At 70.9% G+C, this 18,683-nt stretch carries 15 protein-coding genes; 4 read left to right on the top strand and 11 right to left on the bottom strand.

What is annotated here, in order from left to right:
• Positions 1–121: 121 nt before the first annotated feature.
• Positions 122–964, top strand: a complete 843-nt coding sequence (locus tag VGZ23_01235) for a hypothetical protein (protein ID HEV2356230.1) — start codon at positions 122–124, stop codon at positions 962–964.
• Positions 965–1,672: 708 nt separating this feature from the next.
• On the opposite strand, the gene VGZ23_01230 is transcribed toward VGZ23_01235, so the two are convergent.
• Positions 1,673–2,380 (bottom strand): RraA family protein, encoded by a 708-nt coding sequence (locus VGZ23_01230; GenBank protein HEV2356229.1) that lies wholly within the window; start codon positions 2,378–2,380, stop codon positions 1,673–1,675.
• Between the two features lie 221 nt (positions 2,381–2,601).
• Between VGZ23_01230 and VGZ23_01225 the strand changes: the two genes are divergently transcribed.
• Positions 2,602–2,790 carry a hypothetical protein gene (locus VGZ23_01225; protein HEV2356228.1) on the top strand — a complete coding sequence of 63 codons (189 nt, stop codon included), beginning with the start codon at positions 2,602–2,604 and terminating at the stop codon, positions 2,788–2,790.
• A gap of 31 nt (positions 2,791–2,821) precedes the next feature.
• On the opposite strand, the gene VGZ23_01220 is transcribed toward VGZ23_01225, so the two are convergent.
• The gene (locus VGZ23_01220) at positions 2,822–3,763 is read right to left on the bottom strand and encodes a farnesyl diphosphate synthase (protein ID HEV2356227.1); all 942 of its coding nucleotides are present in this window, start codon (positions 3,761–3,763) and stop codon (positions 2,822–2,824) included.
• Between the two features lie 47 nt (positions 3,764–3,810).
• Here VGZ23_01220 and VGZ23_01215 point away from each other — a divergent pair, with 47 nt between their 5' ends.
• On the top strand, positions 3,811–5,022 hold the full coding sequence (locus VGZ23_01215) for an MFS transporter (protein HEV2356226.1): 1,212 nt from the start codon (positions 3,811–3,813) through the stop codon (positions 5,020–5,022).
• A 6-nt stretch (positions 5,023–5,028) separates the two neighbouring features.
• Here the strand turns inward: VGZ23_01215 and VGZ23_01210 are convergent, their stop codons facing one another.
• From VGZ23_01210 to VGZ23_01170, 9 genes are all read right to left on the bottom strand, one after another.
• A complete protein-coding gene (locus tag VGZ23_01210; protein HEV2356225.1) occupies positions 5,029–5,679 on the bottom strand; it encodes a hypothetical protein in 651 nt (216 codons plus the stop codon).
• Positions 5,666–6,649: an NAD-dependent epimerase/dehydratase family protein gene (locus VGZ23_01205; GenBank protein ID HEV2356224.1), complete on the bottom strand. Its 984-nt coding sequence runs from the start codon at positions 6,647–6,649 to the stop codon at positions 5,666–5,668. The genes VGZ23_01210 and VGZ23_01205 overlap by 14 nt, the downstream gene beginning before the upstream one ends.
• Positions 6,633–7,655 carry an adenosyl-hopene transferase HpnH gene (gene hpnH / locus VGZ23_01200; GenBank protein ID HEV2356223.1) on the bottom strand — a complete coding sequence of 341 codons (1,023 nt, stop codon included), beginning with the start codon at positions 7,653–7,655 and terminating at the stop codon, positions 6,633–6,635. The genes VGZ23_01205 and hpnH overlap by 17 nt, the downstream gene beginning before the upstream one ends.
• Positions 7,656–7,685: 30 nt before the next feature.
• Positions 7,686–9,557 carry a squalene--hopene cyclase gene (shc, locus tag VGZ23_01195; GenBank protein HEV2356222.1) on the bottom strand — a complete coding sequence of 624 codons (1,872 nt, stop codon included), beginning with the start codon at positions 9,555–9,557 and terminating at the stop codon, positions 7,686–7,688.
• Entirely contained in the window at positions 9,542–10,825 is a 1,284-nt protein-coding gene (gene hpnE, locus VGZ23_01190; GenBank protein ID HEV2356221.1) for a hydroxysqualene dehydroxylase HpnE, read from the bottom strand. The genes shc and hpnE overlap by 16 nt, the downstream gene beginning before the upstream one ends.
• A complete protein-coding gene (locus VGZ23_01185; protein ID HEV2356220.1) occupies positions 10,807–11,694 on the bottom strand; it encodes a squalene/phytoene synthase family protein in 888 nt (295 codons plus the stop codon). The genes hpnE and VGZ23_01185 overlap by 19 nt, the downstream gene beginning before the upstream one ends.
• A complete protein-coding gene (locus VGZ23_01180; protein HEV2356219.1) occupies positions 11,669–12,514 on the bottom strand; it encodes a squalene/phytoene synthase family protein in 846 nt (281 codons plus the stop codon). Before VGZ23_01180 ends, VGZ23_01185 begins: the two co-directional genes overlap by 26 nt.
• Complete coding sequence (gene fni, locus VGZ23_01175) at positions 12,511–14,049, bottom strand: type 2 isopentenyl-diphosphate Delta-isomerase (GenBank protein HEV2356218.1); 1,539 nt, start codon at positions 14,047–14,049, stop codon at positions 12,511–12,513. The genes VGZ23_01180 and fni overlap by 4 nt, the downstream gene beginning before the upstream one ends.
• 278 nt (positions 14,050–14,327) lie before the next feature.
• Positions 14,328–17,477 (bottom strand): efflux RND transporter permease subunit, encoded by a 3,150-nt coding sequence (locus VGZ23_01170; GenBank protein HEV2356217.1) that lies wholly within the window; start codon positions 17,475–17,477, stop codon positions 14,328–14,330.
• A gap of 145 nt (positions 17,478–17,622) precedes the next feature.
• On the opposite strand from VGZ23_01170, the gene VGZ23_01165 reads away from it, so the two are divergent.
• Positions 17,623–18,683 (top strand): glycosyltransferase (locus tag VGZ23_01165; protein ID HEV2356216.1); only part of this gene is annotated, 1,061 nt, incomplete at its 3' end.

Raw genomic sequence — 18,683 nt, 5'->3', positions numbered from 1 at the left:
GTTGGATATTGCGACGATAATTCCCGGCCGCGCTCTGGGTGCGGTCGCACTCGGCATGTCCGCCGCAAAGGCCCGCGCATCAGCAGCACGATTCGAGCGAGCGACGGGATGCGGCATTGACGTGCTTGTGCGGGGTGGGGTGGTCGTTGCCGCTGGAAGTGCCCGGGCCGGTTGCCTGGATCTCCAGCTGCCCGGCGACAATCAGTCCTTCCTCCCCAGAGAGGCGGTCGGCGGACAAGCCGTCGTTGAACTGAGCGGCTCCCCCGACGCGCTCGTCAACGCATTCGGCACGCCGCTGGTCGTGCGCCAAGGCGCGGACGAGTTGGCACTCATCTTTGCTAATGGGCTCGTCGCGCAGGTCGAGGGGGTGCACGCGAACGGCGGCTTTGTGAGGTACCTGGCCGTCCAGGCGGCGGCGTCGACGTCGGTGCCACCGATCGGCTACCTCGCATCGGCTCCGGCGAGTGCCGCGATGACGCCAATCCGCGTCATCACCATGGCAATCGTCCCGGGATCTTCACTTGGGCCGGTGGCGCTCGGCATGCTTGGGGGATTGGCGCGCCGGGCGGCCATCCGCTTCGAACACGAGACGGGATGCGAGATCGATTTGCTCATGGCACGCGGCGTGGTCGTGGCCGCCGGCAGTGCCTGGGGTGCCTGCCTGTATCTCCAACTGCCGAGCGGCACTCCTCCCATGCTGATGTCCGACGGGATGCGGGACCTGCCAGTCGTCGTCGGGGTCGGCGGTCCTGCCGCGGCGCTCATCGACGTGTTCGGCACTCCCTCGGTCGTGCGTCAGGGGACGGACGAGGCGGCGCTCATCTTTCCCAATGGGCTCGCCGCCCGCGTTGGATCTGTGCATGCCGAAGGCGGTATTGTCACGTACCTCGCCGTTCAGGCCTCGGGAGTAACAGCGGTGCCGCGAATCGGCTACTTCAATCTCTCGGAACAGGCCGGTCACTGAGGTCTCAACGGAGCGATGGTGCGTTACTCCGCGTTGGGGGGAGCGCCGATGGATTTGAGCCCGCAGCGACGCACCAGAGTCGACGCGATGTCTAGCGCGAGCGTCGGCACCGGAACCCATTTCAGACGTGTGGGCCGGGGACACGATCTGTCGGTTCGGACGTACCGCTCGTCCGGCCTAGGTCGGCGCACCGAGGCGATGGGTATCGTTGCTGCGCTCGTCTTGGCGGCGACGATCGTCCGTCCGGCCCTCGGGCAGCCGGCCGAGACGGCTATCGTCCCGGACACTCCGTTGGGCCAATCACGCTCGGCATGCCGGTTAGAGAGGCACGCGCCGCGGCGGCACGGTTCGCGCATGCGACGGGTGCACCATTGATCTGCTCGTGGCCCGCAGGGTCGTCGTCGCTGCGGGCAGTTCCTGGGGGGCTGCCTGGATCTTCAAGTGCCGCCCGACGCGCGCCCGATGGTGATGTTCCGTCTCTCCTTCTTGCCGGCCCCAATCGGCGTCGGCGGACCTCCCGACGTACTCGTCGACGCATTCGGCGCACCATCAATGGTGCGCCAGGACGTCAACGGCCTCGTGCTTATCTTTTCAAACGGACTCGCAGCGCGGGTGGGCGCGGTGGTCAGCTACGTGGCCGTCCAGGCTGCGGGATTGAGGTCTGTTCCGCGGTTCGGCGATTTTGCGAACGAGACGGAACGAGTACACCTACACTTCAATGGCGCCTCCGATGCTCCGCAAATGCTCGCGAAAGCTGAGGGACGGGTCGGCGGCGCGGCTCTTCAGATACTCGTCAAACCGCAGCTGTTGACGCAGGAGTCTTCCAGCCTGCACGGCCTCCGCCTGCGCGCGCTCGGTCTGCCAAATTGACCGCGCGATGCGCAGCGCCTCTTGCACCCGGTCACCGGCGAGGAAGAGGACCCCGTCGGCATCCGCGAACACCCAGTCACTCTTGCCGACGGTCCATTCGCCGGCCTGCGCCGACGTGAGCGCCTCGGGATCACGCGGATCGAGGCGCCGCGGGCCTGCGGCGCACGTGCCGCAACTGAAGATCGGAAGCCCGATCCGGATGAGATCGGCCGTGTCGCGGTGGGCGCCCCAGATGACAATGCCGGCAAGCCCGCACGCCTGCGCCTCCAGCGCAATGAGGTCGCCGACGCAACTCTCGTCCGATCTGTCGCCGTTGTCGACCACAAGCACATCGCCCCGTTCGGCCGTGCCCATCGCCTCGAGGAAGATGTCGACGCTGCCGTAGTGCCGGGCCGGGAGAACGCGGCCGGCCAGTGTGCTCTCGGGAAACAGGGGACGGATGGCGGGGCACGCCAGCCGCAAGGGTGCCTGCAGTCGAAGGCACGCGTCGGCGAGCGTGGGCGTTGAGAGTCCGGCAAACGCCTCGGCGACTTGTTCGTTGTGCATCTGATCGTCCTCCCGGGGTGGCATCAACCTACGCTCGCTTCTCAGTTGCTGGCAGCGCCGTCAGTAAACCAGATCGGCCGGCGAGGGTCTTGTACGATCGTGCCGGGGGAGCGGTACCGAGGCAGCTCGCCGTTCGGGTACAATGGTGTGAGCCTATGTGTTCGGACAGACCGTGACGCGGTGCCTGGAACGCCCGGGGGCGGAGAGGAGCGACGGCGGACGTGAGCTGGGGACGGTTCATCGCCGGGGCGGTGATTTTCCTCACGGGCCTGGTCTGGTTTCTCCAGGGCATCCGTATCATCCCGGGCAGCATCATGACGGGGTCGCGGTTCTGGACGGTCGTCGGGACGGTGCTGCTGATCGTGGGCACCGCCGTACTCGCAACCGCCCGGCGCGCGCCCGCCCGATAGGATCCGCGAGGCTCGCCGGACCGCCCGGTGCTCAGCGGTCCCGCGCGAGCAGGTGGATCGAGAGATCGCGCAGCCACCGGGCGCGTGGGCCGAGCGGCTCCAAGGCGCGCATCGCCTGGGTGGTGGCGTCCTGCGCGAGCTGCTGCGAGGCCGCCAGACCGAAGACGGACGGGAATGTGATCTTGGCCTGCGCGGCGTCGCTCCCGGTGCCTTTACCGAGCTTCGCCTCTTCGCCGACGACGTCGAGGATATCGTCGACGATTTGAAACGCCAACCCGACGTGGGTGCCGTACCGGGTCAGCGCGTCGAGCGCGTCCGGGGAGGCGCCGCCGAGAATGCCGCCGATCCGGACGCTGGCCCGGATGAGGGCGCCGGTCTTCAGACGATGGATTTCCTGCACGTCGGCGCCCGCGAGGGGTTGCCCGGCCGCCAGGAGGTCGCGCATCTGGCCGCCCACCATGCCGCGGATGCCGATGCCGGTCGCCAGTTCGGCGATCGCTCGCACGACCCGGTCCGCCGGCACATCGGCAACCTCCGCGTTGCGCGCGAGCACCTCGAAGGCCAGGGCGTGCAGCGCATCGCCGGCCAGGATCGCCACGGCATCGCCGTAGAGGACGTGGCACGTCGGCAGGCCGCGCCGGGTCGGGGAGTTGTCCATGGCCGGGAGATCGTCGTGGACGAGCGAGTAGGTATGGACCATCTCGACCGCACACGCCGCGGGCAGGACCGCCTCGGCGGGCATCCCGGACACTTCCGCGCCCGCGAGCACCAGGATCGGACGCAGCCGTTTGCCGCCGGCGAAGACGCTGTGACGCATGGCTTCCTGCAGCCGTTCCTCGGAGCGGCCGTCGGCGCGCAGGAACTGCCCGAGGGCTCCTTCGATCGCGCGGCGATCGGCGGCCAGCCGCGCTTCCACCGCGCTCCGCGCCTCGGGGGACAGGACCGGCAGCGGGCCGGATTGAGCGTGAGGCATGACCAAAGTATACTGTGGCCGCTTCGACGCTGGCAAATGAGCCGCGCATGATCCGGCTGCTCGCGCTCCGCAACGCGCGATTGTATCTGACCGGCGCCGCCCTGTCACTCTTCGGAGATACCGCGCTGTATCTGGCCGCAGGCGTGTGGGTCAAGACGCTGACCGGAAGCAGCAGCGCCGCGGGACTGCTCTTCTTTCTGCTCGGCCTTCCCTCCGTGGTCGCGCCGGCCGCGGGATGGCTCGTGGACCGCGTGCGCCGGCGGCCGCTGCTGTTGCTGGCGAACGTGGCGACCGGCGCCCTGGTGCTGCTGCTGCTGCGCGTGCACGGCAGGGACGACGTGTGGCTGATCTACCTCGTCATGCTGGGCTACGGGGCGTCGTACACGATCATCAACTCGGCGCAGTCGGCCCTGTTCACCGTCATGGTGCCGCACGACCTCCTGGGTCACAACAACGCGGCGATGCAGACGATCGGGCAGGGCCTGTTTCTCATCGGTCCGCTCGCCGGCGCCGCGCTCTTCGCGTGGCGGGGCGGCCGGTTCGTCGCGGTCCTGGATGCGCTCACGTTCGCGATCGCCGCCGCCGCGATCGCGTGCCTGCGCGTCGCCGAGCCCCCGCCGGAGCCGAAAGACCGCCACGCCTGGATCGAGATGGCCGCCGGCATCCGGCACATCGTCCGCACGGTCCGCCTCCGGCAGCTTCTGCTCGCGGGCACGCTCGCGTCGTCGGTGTTCGGCTTCGGGATGACCCTCATCTTCGCCGTGGTCGATCACGGCCTGCACCGCCCGCCGGCATTCCTGGGCGTGTTGATGGGCGTGCTCGGCATCGGCGGTCTCGTAGGCGCCCTCACGGCGGCGCGGGTCATGGCGGTCCTCGGGGAAGGGCTCAGCGCCGCCGCGGGGCTCCTGCTCGGCGCGGCCGGGTCGCCGCTCCTGACGTTGGGGTCGCTTCCGGCGGCGTTCCTCGGGGTGGTGCTCTGGGGGATCGGCCTGCCCTGGATGGCCGTCGGCACGAGCACCTTGGTACAGCGGACGAGTCCACCGGGCCTTCAAGGCCGCGTGGCGTCCACCACCGGCGCCGTGCTCGGCACGACGCAGCTTGTGTCGATCGCGCTCGGCGCCGTACTGGTCACGATCATCGACTACCGCGTCCTGGTGCTGGCGATGACCGCCGTGCTGACCGCGGCGGGCCTGTATCTCGTGACGCGCCGGGAGCAGCGCGCCCGGATCCGGTTGGCCGGGGCTTCCACCCGGCCGTAGGGAAGCTCAACCGGATCGGGCCGGCAGGCGTGTGAGACGCCGATCCAGCGGCGCGCCGGGCGGCCGCAGCGCCTCGGCGAGGACCGCGGCCGCGCGCGCGGCACACCGCGGCGCTTCGCGCACCAGCCACGCCGCTTCGCCCCACGCCGCCGGACGGGCAAGGGCGAGCACCGGCCGCCGCCAGACATCGGAGAGATCCCGCTCGGGCGTATCGAGGACAACCCGCACGGCGGCGATCCGGGGCGCCGTCAGGAGTCCCGTCTCCATGTCCACCGCGACGCATCCTCGGTCCGCCCAGGCCTGGCGGTCCGCACCGCGGACGAACGACGGGGACGTCCCGAGGGGTCCTTGTTCGGCCTCGAGACCGAGCGTTCGCGCCGCGGCCGCCAGGGCCTCGGCGAGCGCGCGATCGCACGTGAGCCAGGTGCCGTCCGGCCGGAGGACCGTCGACGGGACGAGCACAGATCCCGTCGGAAGCCCGGATCGCACCGCGCCGGCCAGGCCGCACGTGATCACGGCGCCGGTGAACTCCCGCCGGGACAGCCGGCGGAGCGCGATCCCGGCCTCGACGATCCGGGCGTCCGGCGCCGCGCGACGCGCCGCCCGCGTCTCCAGGCGCGTGGCCGTCAGTACCGTAACCGGGCTAGGCGTAACCATGCGCGCGGTACCACGCCACCGCGCGTTCGAGCGCGCCGCGCACCGGCTGCGGCTCGTACCCGAGCTCGCGGGCGGCCTTCGACCAGTCGACGTACATGCGCTGCACCGACATGCGGACGCCTTCCAGCGGCACGCGCGGCTGGGCGCGCGGCTGAAGCCGGCACCGCACCTCGTCGCCCCACCCGAGTGCCAGGGCGAGGCCGTACGGGATGCGCCACCGCGGTGCCGGCCGTCCCGTGACCTCGGCCAGCAGGCGCCACAATTGGGCGAGTTCCAGATTGGCCCCGCCGACCAGGTATCGCTCTCCCGGACGGCCGCGCTCGAGCGCCAGGACGTGGGCGCGCGCAACGTCTTCAATCGCAACGACATTGCAGCCCCCGGACGGCGGTGCGGCAAAGATGCGCCCGCGCGCGAAGTCGACGATCAACCGGCCGGTCGGCGTCGGCTTCCAATCGCCGGGGCCGATCGGCGTCGTGGGGAGCACCAGGATCACCGGTACCCGCGCGGCCAGCGCGGCCCGCTCCTGCTCCAGTTTGGAGTGGTGGTAGGCGGAGGATGCACCGTGAACCGCCCAGTCGGCTTCCGTCGCCGGCCGGCCGTCCGGCCGGGCCGGGCCCACGGTGGCCCCGCTGGACGTGACGACCGCCCGCTCGACGCCCGCGATCCGCGCCGCTTCCAGCAGACCGGCCGTGCCCAGCACGTTGACCGTCCGGAGCGCGCCGCGGTCGCGAGGGGAGAACGAGTACAAGGCGGCGCAGTGGACCACGTAGCGACAGTCGCGCAGGGCCGGGACGAGATCCCCCGCGCGCAGGAGATCGCCCCGAACCACCTCGGCGTCCGGCACGTGCGCGTCCGCGCCTCGGACCAGCGCCGTGACGGCGTACCCCGCGGCCCGAAGGGCGCGCAGGACGTGGCCGCCGACGAAGCCGGTCGCGCCGGTCAGAAAGACGCGGTTACTGCCGGCCGGCAACCGCCCGCAACGACTCGCGGAGGGAACTCATCGTCGCCAGGACCGCGGTCGGTTCGTACCCGCAGTGGGCCATGCAGTTCGCGCACTTGGGGTGCCGCCCCCGCCCGTACCGGGCCCAGTCGGTCGTCTCGATCAGCTCCCGGTAGCTCTTCGCGTAGCCGCCGCCCGCGGACAGATCCGCCATGAGATAGCACGGCCGCTGCCACCCGAGCACCGAAAACGACGGGACCCCCCACGCCGTGCAGGAGAAGTCCACCTTGCCTTCCAGAAAGTCGAGGTAGAGCGGCGTGTGGTTGAGGCGCCACTTCTTCCGGCGGCCTCCGGCGAACGCCTCCCGGAACACGGCGCGCGTCCGCTCGACGCTGAGGAAGTGTTCCTGGTCGGGCGCCTTCTCGTACGCGTACCCGGGCGCGATCTGCATGCAGTCCACGTTGAGCTCGTCGTTGATGTAGTCGAGAATCCTCCGGATGGATCCCGCGTCGTCCTGCGCGAAGAACGTGGTGTTGGTCGTCACGCGGAACCCCCGGCGCTGGGCCTCGCGGATGGCTTCGATGGCGATGTCGAAGACGCCGGAGCGGCACACGGACTGATCGTGCCGCTCCCGCTCGCCGTCGAGGTGGATCGACCAGACGAAATAGGGCGACGGCGTGAACAGGTCGATTTTCTTCTTCATGAGCAGGGTGTTGGTATTGAGATAGACAAACCGGCGAAGCCGGATCAGCGCCTCCACCATCTTGCCGATCTCGGGATGGATGAGCGGCTCCCCGCCGGCGATCGACACCACGGGCGCCCGGCACTCTTCCGCCGCGGCGACGACCTCGTCGACGCTCAGATGCTGCCCCAGGATCTCCTCGGGATGCTGGATCTTGCCGCATCCGGCGCAGGCCAGGTTGCAGCGGAAGAGCGGTTCAATTTGCAGAACGATCGGAAACTTCTCGACGCCCCGGAGCCGGTTGCGGAGCACGTAGGACCCGACGGCTATCTTCTCCCGCAGCGGAACGCCCACCCGCGCCTCACCATCCCTCTTGAAAACGGTTCATGGATCTTGGACCGCGGCGACCGCGGGCCGGTGTCCCTCTGTACCATACCTCGCCGCCCCGGCGAGCGCCAGTGTCGGAAAGAGGTGGCGGTAGAGGTGGTAATTGATGTAGAAGTCGCGCGGAAATCCCGTCCCGGTGTACTCCGGCTCGTCCCAGGTGCCCTGCCGCTGGTTCTGCACGAGGTAGGCCAGCCCCCGCGCCGCGGCCGGGTGGTTCCCCGCGTTCGCCAGCCGCAGGGTCTCGACGGCCCACGCGGTCTGCGAGGGTGTGCTCGGCCCTCGCCCCGCAAACGACGCGTCGTTGTACGAGTAGCAGGTCTCTCCCCAGCCGCCGTCGGGGTTCTGCACCCGCACGAGCCACGCCGCCGCCCGGTCGAGCATCGCACGACCGGTTCGGAGGGCTGCGAGGGCGGAGGCGACGCACCACGTCCCGTAGATGTGGTTGACGCCCCACCGTCCATACCACGACCCTTCGGGGGTCTGCGTGCGGCGCAGGTACGCCAGGCCGCCGGCGACCGCCGGGTCTCGCTCGTCATCCCCGAGCACGGCGAGCATCTCCAGGACGTGCGCCGTCACGTCCTCCGACGGCGGATCGAGCACCGCCCCGAAGTCGAAGAAGGGCAGCCGTTTGACCACCTCGCGCGTGTTGTCGCGGTCGAACGCGCCCCACGCGCCGTTCCGCGACCGCATCGCGAGCACCCACCGGCGCGCGCGGGCGATGGCCTCGCGGGCCGCTTCGCCGGCGCCGCACTCCGCGAGCGCGGCCACGACGACGGCCGTGTCGTCGATGTCGGGGTAGAGGTCGTTGTCGAACTCGAACGCCCAGCCGCCGCAGGGGACGCCGGGCGCCCGCACGCTCCAATCGCCCGGGACCGCGATCTGTTCGGCGAGGATCCAGGGGACCGCGCGGCCGACGGCCGGATGGTCGGCCCGCAGACCGGCCGCGGCCAGGGCGCGGAGCGCCCACGCGGTGTCCCAGACCACCGACATGCAGGCCTGGAACCGCCATCCTTCGCCGTCCTCGAGCGAGAAGCGGCGCATGCCGTCGAGGCCCGCGCGCATGACGGGATGCTCGACGCTCATGCCCTCGAGATTGAGCGCGATGAGCGAATAGACCCACGGGGGCTGGATGCCGCCCCAACTGCCGTCGGCCTCCTGATGCTCCCGGATCCACGTCGCGAGCCGGTCGTGGGCCGCGGTCCGTCCCGGCTTTGCGGGCAGGCGCTCGTAGCCTTTGAGGAACGCGTCGAGCCACCAGAAGGCGCCTCCGCCCGGGACGCGCGCGAGCGCGCTCTCGGTTCCCTCCAGCACGAGTTCCGGCAGATCGACCCCGAGGGGCCGCACCGGCCGGCGGGACAGCACGAGCGTCAGCGGGGCGATCGTCTGCCTCGCCCAGCACGCGAAGTCGTACAGGTTGAACGGTACCTGCGGCGGCAGGAAGACGATCTCCGGCGGGATCGAGGGGATGCCGGCCCACGGGTACTGACCGAACAGGGCGAGCCAGATCTTGGTGAACACGCGGGCGCCGGCCACGCCGCCGAGGGCGCGGATCATCGCAAGCGCCCGGCGCATCGGCGAGGTACCGGGGTCCACGCCGAGGACTTTGAGCGCCGTGTACGCCTCGATGGTCGTGCTCAGGTCCGCCGGCGCCTCGTAGAAGAGCGCCCACGAACCGTCGTCCCGCTGCGCGCGAAGGATATGCCGTATCGCTCCCTCGCGGATCCCTTCCACGTCGAGGCCGAGAAAGCGCAGCAGCAGGACGTGCTCCGCCGTCATCGTCACGTTGGTCTCGAGCTCTCCCGCCCACCACCCGTCGGGGTGCTGGCGATCGAGGAGCCAGGTAAGCGCCTGGCTCAGTGCGTCGTCCACGACGTCTCCCGTAGGCCCTGGAGCACGTGCCGCGCAGCGGCCCGGCCGCTGCGGACCGCGGATTCTAGCGTGTCCGGCCACCCCGTGCCGGTCCAGGAGCCGGCGATCGCCAGTCGCGGATCCGACGTGCCGGGGCCCGGCCGGCGGGTGCCCGGCCGGGCCAGAAACGTGCCCTCCGGAGAACGGGTCGCGTTGCCGTCCAGCAGCCGTCCCCCCCGAAGGCCGGGGATCGCCTGCCGCAACTCCTCCCAACACAGCGCGAGGAGGTCGGTCGTCGGGTCCTGGATCAGGCGGTCGGCCGCGCTGAGACTGCAGCAGAGGTACCCGGGCGCCTTCGCGAACACCCACTGGACCGGCGAGTCGAGCAGCGCCGCCAAGTCGAACCCCAGGGCGCCCCGGTCATGCCACACGTGCACGTCCACGATCGGATGGGAGTCGTAGCCGTCCACCGAGATCCCATACCGCCCGGCGTCGAGCAGCCCCGCAAGCCGGGACGGCGGCACCGCCACCACGACGCCGTCGAGCGCGACCCGCGTCCCGCCGCTCGAGACGAGTACTGCCCGGTCGCCGGAGAGATCCAGCGCCGTCACCGCGTTGGCGAGGTGCACGCGGTCGAGCCGCGCCGCGGCGGCCGCCGCGAGGCCGGCCAGCGGGACCGTGAAGTAGCCGATGCGGGCCGCGCCGGGATGTTGGAGAAAGGCCGTGCGGAGGACGAACCCCGCGTCGGCGGCGCTCACCTCGTCGAGCGGCGCGTTGAGCGCGGGCACGAAAAAGGGCCGCCAGAATCCCCGCAGCGCGCCCTCCCCCTGACCGAGGCGCGCCAGCCACTCGGCAAAGGTCCCGTCGAACACGGCCGCTTCGCGGGCCCGGGCGAGCGCGCGCGCCACCTCGAGTTTGGCCCTCCAGCCGAGATGCCGGTAGCGGAAGAACGACGCCACCAGATGCCAGGGCGCCGGCAGCGCGGCCGAGCGGAGCCGGCTTGCTTCGCCCCGCCGGGACAGGACGAGTACGTCGAAGCGGTCCTGCAGATGGAGGTGTGCGGCCATCCCGAGCCCCCGGACGAAATCGAGGAACTCCGTATAACAGGCGAGGAAGACGTGCTGCCCGTTGTCGACCTCCCGGCCGTTGATGTGGAACGATGTCGCGCGTCCGCCGAGCACGCGGCTGCGCTCGAACAACTCGATCTCGCACCCGGCCTCTTTAAGCGCCACCGCCGCGGCGAGACCCGCGAGGCCCCCTCCGACCACCCCTATGCGGGGCGAAGCCATGACTGCAGCGCCACGCCGAGCTTTTCCGCGGTGGACAGCGACGCGCGCCGGCGGAACGGCAGGTCCGGGTCCCGGTCGATCCGGTTGAGGATCCGCTGATAGATCCCGGCCATCGTGCGAACGCACACGGCGGGCCGGCGCGGGATGAACGCCGCCACCCCGAGGCCCGCGTCAAACAGGGCCCGCGCCCGCCGCGCTTCGAACGCCACCAGCGCCTTCCAGCCGTCGCCCGGCGTCCCCGCCAGCACCGCCTGCTCGGTCACCCCGAACTGCCGGAGATCCTCCTGGGGCAGGTAGATGCGGCCCATCTCGGCATCCTCGCGGACGTCGCGCAGGCAGTTGGTGAGCTGCATCGCCAGGCCCAACTCGTCGGCCCGGTCGAACGCCGCCGGTCCGCTAAAGCCGAAGATCCGGACGCACAGGCGGCCGATCACCGATGCGACCAGCCGGCAATACTCCTGCAGTTCCTCCCACGTCCGGTACCGCGTCCGGTGCCCGTCCATCTCCACGCCGTCGATGAGGGCGAGCAGTTCGGATTCGGGAATGGCAAAGCGCCGGACCGCGCGGGCCAGCACCTGCATCACCGGGTCGGCGTACTCGCCGCGCATGCAGCGGTGCACCCGTTCCCGATGGCCTTCGAGACGCTCGCGCAGCCCCGCCGGGCCGAGCTGGTCGGCTTCGTCATCCACCTGCCGAGAGAAGCCGTACAGGGCGTAGATCGCGATCCGCTGCTCCCAGGGGAGGATGATGAACCCCCAGTAGAAGTTCGTCGCCGCCCGGCGCACCAGATCCCGGCACACGGCCTCCGAGTCGTGCAGGTCCAGCCGGTCCACCGCGCTGCCGTCAAGCGGTACCGAGGTCGCGGACACGCCGCGCCTCCCGGCGGGTTTCCCGGAGCGCGTGCGCGAGCGCGAGCAGCCGGTCCCTCGTCGAGACCACCGGTCGCCGCCGGTCGGTCCGATAGCCGAGCCGCGCGACGGCGTCGACGATCGCGAGGCCGCCCCGGCGGTAGAGGGCGAGCTGGAGCCGCAGCGGCCACGGCGCCATCGTCTCCAATTCCCGGCCCGACGCCAGCAGCGCCCGCGCGCGCTCGCAGTGGGCGCGGGTCGCCGCCGCGACGCCCCCCGCGTCGAGCTCGGCCTGCAGCAGATAGGTGCGTCCCTTCGCGGTATCGACGCTCACGTCTTGAGCGAAGTTGGCGAGTTGAAGCCCGATGCAGACGTTGTCGGACAGCGGCACCGCCGCCGGGTCCTGCATGCCGAACAGGCGCAGCACGATCCGTCCCACCGGCGCCGCCGACTTGTTGCAGTAGGCGTGCAGCGCCGGCCACGCGGTGTAGGTCGAGACGTCCTGATCTTGTAGATTGGCCTCGATCAGATCGAGGAACGGCTGGGCGGGAAGTCCGTAGCGTTCCACGGTCGTCCGGAGTGCTGTGAGCACCGGGTGCGTCGGAAGACCGCCCGCGAAGAGGTCGAGCACATCCGTGCGCCAGCGCTGGAGGTGCGCGCGCGCGGCCGCGCCGTGCTCGTCCCCGTAGTCGTCGGTGGTACGGCAGAATGCGTAGACCCGGGCCAGATCCAGCCGCAGGTCGCCGCGGAGCAGCCATGAGGCCACGCTGAAGTTTTCGTAGTGGCGGCAGGCCAGCCGCCAGCAGTACGCGTCCGCGGCGCTCTCCAGGGCCGTCGTCATCGGCCGAGGACCTGCACGGTCACGCGCCGTTCGCGGGCGCTGCAGAGTTCGATCAGGAAGATCCGCTGCCACCGGCCGAGCTCCAGCCGGCCGTCCACGATCGGCACCGTCTCGCTGGTCGAGAGCAGGAGGTGCTGGCAGTGGGCGTGGCCGTTCATCGGTTCGTCCGGCGGCACGTCGGGCCGGCGCTGCAGGTCGTCGTGCTCGTAGAACCCGTTCACGGATGGGGCGAGCCGGCGGAGGAGCCCCCGGAAGTCCTCCAGCAGAAACGGCTCGTTCTCATTGATCCGGATCGCGGCCGTCGTGTGCATCGCGTACACATGGACGAGCCCCCGGCGCACGCCGGACGACCGCACCGCGGCGGCCACGTCGTCCGTGATGTCCACGAACTGCCCCGGCTCGGCCGTCCGGTACGTCAACCGGGCCGTGTGGGCGTCGTCCCCGTCCGCGTCGCGCCGGCGCAGCCGGGGCGACCCCCGTAGGTCGGCGAGGGTGCGGGCGCCGACGCCGAACATCGCGATCCGGAGGGTCTCGACCACCTCGCGCCCCAGATCCAGCGCGGCGTCTTCCCCCCCGGCCGCCGCGCGCAGGAACGGGCCGGCGATGCCGGCGAGATCCGCGCCGAGCGCGATCGCCTTGGCGACGTCGATGCCGTCGCGGACGCCCCCGCTCGCGAAGATCAGGGCGTCCGGTGCCTCGCGTCTGGCGTCCCGCACGCACTCGGCTGTGGGGATGCCCCAGCCGGCGAACGCGACCGCGACCCGGGCGCGCCAGGGCTCGGTGATCCGGTGGCGCTCGACCTCGCTCCACGAGGTGCCCCCGGCGCCGGCCACATCGATCGCGGCCACGCCGGCCTCGAGCAGATCCCGCACGACGTCGGGCGCGATGCCCCACCCGACCTCTTTGACGACGACCGGCACCTCGAGCGCCCGGCACAGCGCCGCGATCTTGGACAGCAGACCGGCGAAGATGGTCTGCCCTTCCGGCTGCACCGCTTCCTGCAGCGCGTTGAGGTGGAGGACGAGCGCGTCCGCGCCGAGCGCGTCGACCAGGCGCCGGCAGTGCTCGGCCCCGTAGCCCTTGTTGAGCTGGATCGCCCCGAGGTTCGCGAGGAGCGGCACGTCGGGCGCCGCCCGCCGGACGTCGAACGTCGGCAGTACGTCGGGATCCTCGAGCAGGATGCGTCCGGATCCCAGGCCCATGGCCAGCCGCAGTTCCTGCGCGACCCGCGCCAGCACGCGGTTCAGGAACGCGGCCTGGTCCGTGCCGCCGATCATGCAGGAGATCAGCAGCGGAGCCGCCAGGCGGCGCCCGAACAGGCGCGCCGATACATCCACCTGGTCCAGGTTCAGTTCGGGGAGCGCCCGGTGCAGAAAGCGATAGTCGTCGAAGCCGCTCGCGACCCCCTTGGCCGCGACGTCTTCTTCGAGATTCACGCGGAGGTGGTCGGCCTTCCGGGGGGCCGTCTCATCGGCGACCCGGCGGGCGGCCCAGCCGGCCGCCGCCGTCTGCTCATCCCGATCGACTTGCGACATGACGCCCGTCACCTCCGGAGCGCGCCCGCACATCCCCGCACGGCGGGCCAATGAGCATTCTGCGACCGCGAATCGGGACTCCCGCCGCCGGCGGCCGGACGCTGTGTGGAGGCCGTCCGGCCATTCGTGTCCTGAGTCGAAGGTGTGCGACTTAGCCCAGGTCCCTTTCGCCCTCGCAAATTCTGGCGAAACTTGGCCAGAGTCCCTCGGTGAGTTTCTGACCCGACACATTAGCCCGGATCGGGTTGATGTCCTTCCTCGGCCCGGGCGCGGCGCGCCTACTCACGTTCCTCCCCCGGGGCGGGGCGAACGAATCGTCCCTTGGTCTCGCCCGGTGTGCGGCGCCGCCCGGTGAGCCCCGTCCAGAGCCGGGCCGCGAGTCCTCCGGTCTCGACATCGTCGAGCACCGAATAGAACACCGGTACCGCCGCCAGCGTCAGCAGCAGCGAGAGCATCTGGCCGCCGATGATCACGGTGCTGATGGCCTGGCTCGACGCCGTGCCGGCGCCCCGGCTCAGGGCCAGCGGGATCATGCCGGCGACAAACGCCAGCGTCGTCATCAGGATCGGCCGGAGGCGGTCCAGGCTGGCCTGCACGATCGCGGCGTCCTTCGCCATCCCCTGGGCCCGGAGCTGGTTCGTGCGGGCCACCTGGAGGATGGCGTTCTTCTTCACCACGCCGAACAAGACGAGGATGCCGAGGTAGCTGAGCGGGTTCAGCGATCCCCGCAGCAGCAGCACCGAGATTAGCGCGAACGGCACCGTCAGCGGCAGCGAGATCAGGATCGTGATCGGATGCAGCCACGAGTCGAACTGCGCGGCGAGCACCAGGTACATGAGCACGAACGCCATCGCAAACGCCTGGGCAAAGGCGGTCTGCGTCCGGGACACCTGCTCGGCGACGCCGGTGGCGCCCGCGTGGTACGCCGGCGGGAGGCCGAGCGCGTGCATGCGGCGGTTCAGCTGGGTGACCACGCGCCCCAGCGAGGACGAGGCCTCCGGGAGCAGGTTGGCCGAGATCATCACCGCGCGCTCGCGATTGAAGTGGGTGATCTCGCCCGGACCGGTCGGCGGCCGGATGTCGAGAAGCGACCCGAGGGGGACCCGGCGCCCCGCCGATGAGAGGACCGGCACGCCGAGAAGCGCGGACTGTTCGCTCCCGCCGGGTACGTCCTCCCGGATGTCGACCGGGTAGAACCGCCCGCCGTCGGCATACGCGAGCTGCCGCGCCTGGACCCCCTCGGCGAGCAGGGCGAGCGTGTTGGCCGCCTCGGGCACGCTGACGCCGAGGCGGGCCGCCTGCGCGGCGTTGACTTTGACGTCCACGGCCGCGCCCGCGGCCAGCGACGACTGGATGTCCACGACGCCGGCGAGGGTCCGCAGGTAGCGCCCCGCGGCGGCGGCGGCGTGATTGAGCGTATGGAGATCGGGCCCGCTGACGAGGTACTGCAGGGACGCCGCCGATCCCGAGAGATCAAAGATGTCGTTGACGGAGGTGGCCACGCCCTCCGCCCGGTACGCCGGCAGGACCTCGGTCCGGACGCGGGCGACCTCCTGCTGCTGGCTGACGCCTCTCGCATCGAGCGGCACCATCCGGACGAAGATCGTGAACGCGTTGGGGCTGTGCTGCGGGTCGTCGCCCGCCGTGACGACGGTAAAGGCGATGCCGGGCAGCCGCCGGATCGCGGCGGCGATCCGCGTCCCGAGCGCCGAGGTGGCCTCGAGCGTCGCGTCCCCCGGCGCCCGCCCGGTCACCTCGAATTGCGACTCGTCCTCGCTCGGCAGGAAACTCTGATTCACGGCGGCCCAGAGCGGGACGATGCTGAGCAGGGTCAGCGCCGACAGCGCCAGGAGCAGCCGGCGCCGCGCCAGCGAGCCCTCCAGCAGCCACCGGTAGGCGCGCTCCGTCGCCGCCCGAAACGGCGCCCGCGGCTCCGCGGCGGCCGCCTCGCCGGTCGGCGCCCCGGACCGTGCGCCCGCCCGGTCCAGCCACAGCGCGGCCAGCGACGGCGTGAGGGTGAAGCTCACCACGAGCGAGACCGCGATCGCGAAGGCCATCGTCCAGCCGAAGCTGCTCATGAACCGCCCGACGATGCCGCTCATGAACGCGAGCGGCAGAAAGACCACGATCAGGCTGAGCGTCGTGGCCATGACCGCGGGACCGACTTCGCGCGTCCCCGCGATCGCCGCCTGGAACGCGGGAACGCCCTGCTCGTGGATCAGCCGGTAGATGTTCTCCAGCACGACGATCGCGTCATCGATCACGATGCCGATGACGAGGGCCAAGGCCAGCAGCGTGAACGTGTTGAGCGTGAGGTGCAGCGCCGCGAGCAGGGCAAACGTGCTGATCAACGAGATGGGAATGGCGAGCGCGGGGATGACGGCGGAGCGCCAGTCCCACAGAAACACCAGGACGACCAGCGCCGCCAGCAGCGCGCCCAGCAGCAGATGCTCCTCGACGGCATGGGTGGCGGCGAGCACGTACTCGGACTGGTCCCAGACGACGCGCACGTGATACCCGCGGGGCAGCGTGGCCCGCAGCGTCTCGAGACGATCTCGAACCTCCCGCACGACGCGGACCGTGTTCGCGCCGGCCTGTTTGCGGACGTACAGGAGGACCGCGCGCGTCCCATCGACGTTCGCGATCGTCTGCGGAGGCGCGGCGCCGTCCTCGATGCGGGCGACGTCGCCCAGCAGCACCGCGCGGCCGCCCCGGAAGGCGATGGCCATCCCCGACAGGTCGGCGATCCGGCCGACCGCGTGCGGGATGAACTGCTGCGCGCCGCCGCCTGTCTGCGCGGCGGAGGTCTCGAGCGCGTCAAGCAGGCCGGTGGCGCTGAGACCGTGCGCCGCGAGCAGGAGGGGGTTCACCCGCACGTTGATCTGGCGCAGCCGGTCCCCGACCAGGCTCACCTGGGCCACCCCGGCCGCTCCCGCGAGGTGCGGCCGCGCGACCCCGTCGGCGTAATCCGACAGTTCGCGGATCGGCCGGTCGGCGGAGAGCGCCACCACCGCGACCGGGATCTGGTCGGGGTCGAACGCCAGGACGTTCGGCGGCGCGATGCCGGCGGGGAGATCGGAGATGGCGCCGATCTTGTCCCGGACTTCCTGCGCCGCCACACCGGCGGTCTTCTCGAGAACGAATTGGGCCACGACGATGGAGAAGCCGCGGGCGGAGGTGGAGGTCACGTGGTCGATCCCGTCGACGCCGCTCACCGCGTTTTCGATCGGGCGGGTGATGTCGGTCTCGACCTCTTCCGCCGACGCGCCCCGATACTGCGTGACGACGGTGATGATCGGGAGGTCGACGTTGGGGTACCGGGACACATTCAGGCCGGAAAAGGCAAACACGCCGGCGGCGACCATCACGATCGTGATGACGCCGGCGAGGACGGGCCGGCGGATGCACAGCTCGGCGAGCCACTGCATCGGCGCTACTCCCTACGCGGGCACGGTCGACGCCCCGTTGCGACGCCACATTATATCATGGTCCATCCCGCTCGTTCGGGACGCGCTGCCGGGGACAGACGGGCCGTTTGACACTCACGTGGCGGCGGGGCCATAATCAGGCAGAATGTTTCTCACGGTTCTGTCCTGTCATTACGGCGGCGGCCACCGGCGGGTCGCCGAGGTGATCGCCGAGGAATGGGCGGCGCAGGGCGGCGGACGTGTGGAGGTCATCGACTACTTCACGCGGTTCGCCGGCCCGCGGTTCGCCGCGACGACGCGGTTCTGGTACTACCAAACCGTTCGGTTCGCGCCCAGGATTCAGGACCGCTACTACAATTATATGGGCAGGATTCCCCACGACTCGCGGTTCCGGCGGGCGGTCAACCGGACCGGCATGGACAACCTGTTGCAGTATCTCGACGCCGAGCGGCCCGACGTCGTCTGCGGGGTCCACTGGACGTTCGCCGGGACCCTGTCGGATCTGAAAGGCGCGGGCCGCATCGCGGTGCCGTGCCTGACCGTCATTACCGATTATGTCAGCCACGGAGAGTGGCTCCACCCGCACATGGACCGGTACGCCGTCGCCCATCCCGAGATGCGGGACGGCCTGGTGGCCCGCGGGGTGCCGGCCGAGCGGATCATCGTTTCTGGGATGCCGGTCGCGCGGAAGTTCGGACCATCGCTCGACCGGGCGCAGGTCATGGCCCGGCTCGGCCTCACGCCTGGGGTGCCGGTGGTCCTGGCGATGGCCGGCGCGGATGCGGCGGTCGGGCGGCTCGCGGACGTCGCCGCCGTCCTCGCCCGCTTTCCCCGGCCGATCCAGGCGCTCGTGGTCTGCGCCAATGCGCCCCGCCTGGCCGATCGGGTCCGCCGCCTCACCGCGCGGTCTCCTCACCGCTTCCACGTGTCCGGCTTCGTCGACAACGTGGAGGAACTGATGACGGCCGGCGACGTGCTGATCACCAAAGCCGGCGGCGTGACGGTCAGCGAAGCGCTGGTCAAGCGCCTCCCGATGCTCTTCTACGGATCGATTCCCGGCCACGAGACCAGCAACGCCGAATTCCTCGTCGCGCAGGGGGCTGCGTCGGCGGCGGCCACGCCGGCGGAGGTGCATGGCCGGCTCGAGGACCTGCTCGCGCATCCCGAACGGCTCGCCGCGAGGCGCGAGGCCGCGGCCCGGCTTGC

Source organism: bacterium, from assembly GCA_035945995.1.
GTDB lineage: Bacteria > Sysuimicrobiota > Sysuimicrobiia > Sysuimicrobiales > Segetimicrobiaceae > DASSJF01.
The sequence above is the reverse complement of the archived record's forward strand: the minus strand, read 5'-3'. Positions and strand labels throughout refer to the sequence as shown.

What these genes read in the sequence shown, in the direction of transcription:
- VGZ23_01230 (HEV2356229.1), bottom strand. Translation starts at nt 2,380, where the DNA reads ATGCACAACGAACAAGTCGCCGAGGCGTTTGCCGGACTCTCAACGCCC.
- VGZ23_01220 (HEV2356227.1), bottom strand. Translation starts at nt 3,763, where the DNA reads ATGCCTCACGCTCAATCCGGCCCGCTGCCGGTCCTGTCCCCCGAGGCG.
- VGZ23_01215 (HEV2356226.1), top strand. Translation starts at nt 3,811, where the DNA reads ATGATCCGGCTGCTCGCGCTCCGCAACGCGCGATTGTATCTGACCGGC.
- VGZ23_01210 (HEV2356225.1), bottom strand. Translation starts at nt 5,679, where the DNA reads ATGGTTACGCCTAGCCCGGTTACGGTACTGACGGCCACGCGCCTGGAG.
- hpnE (HEV2356221.1), bottom strand. Translation starts at nt 10,825, where the DNA reads ATGGCTTCGCCCCGCATAGGGGTGGTCGGAGGGGGCCTCGCGGGTCTC.
- VGZ23_01180 (HEV2356219.1), bottom strand. Translation starts at nt 12,514, where the DNA reads ATGACGACGGCCCTGGAGAGCGCCGCGGACGCGTACTGCTGGCGGCTG.
- fni (HEV2356218.1), bottom strand. Translation starts at nt 14,049, where the DNA reads ATGTCGCAAGTCGATCGGGATGAGCAGACGGCGGCGGCCGGCTGGGCC.
- VGZ23_01170 (HEV2356217.1), bottom strand. Translation starts at nt 17,477, where the DNA reads ATGCAGTGGCTCGCCGAGCTGTGCATCCGCCGGCCCGTCCTCGCCGGC.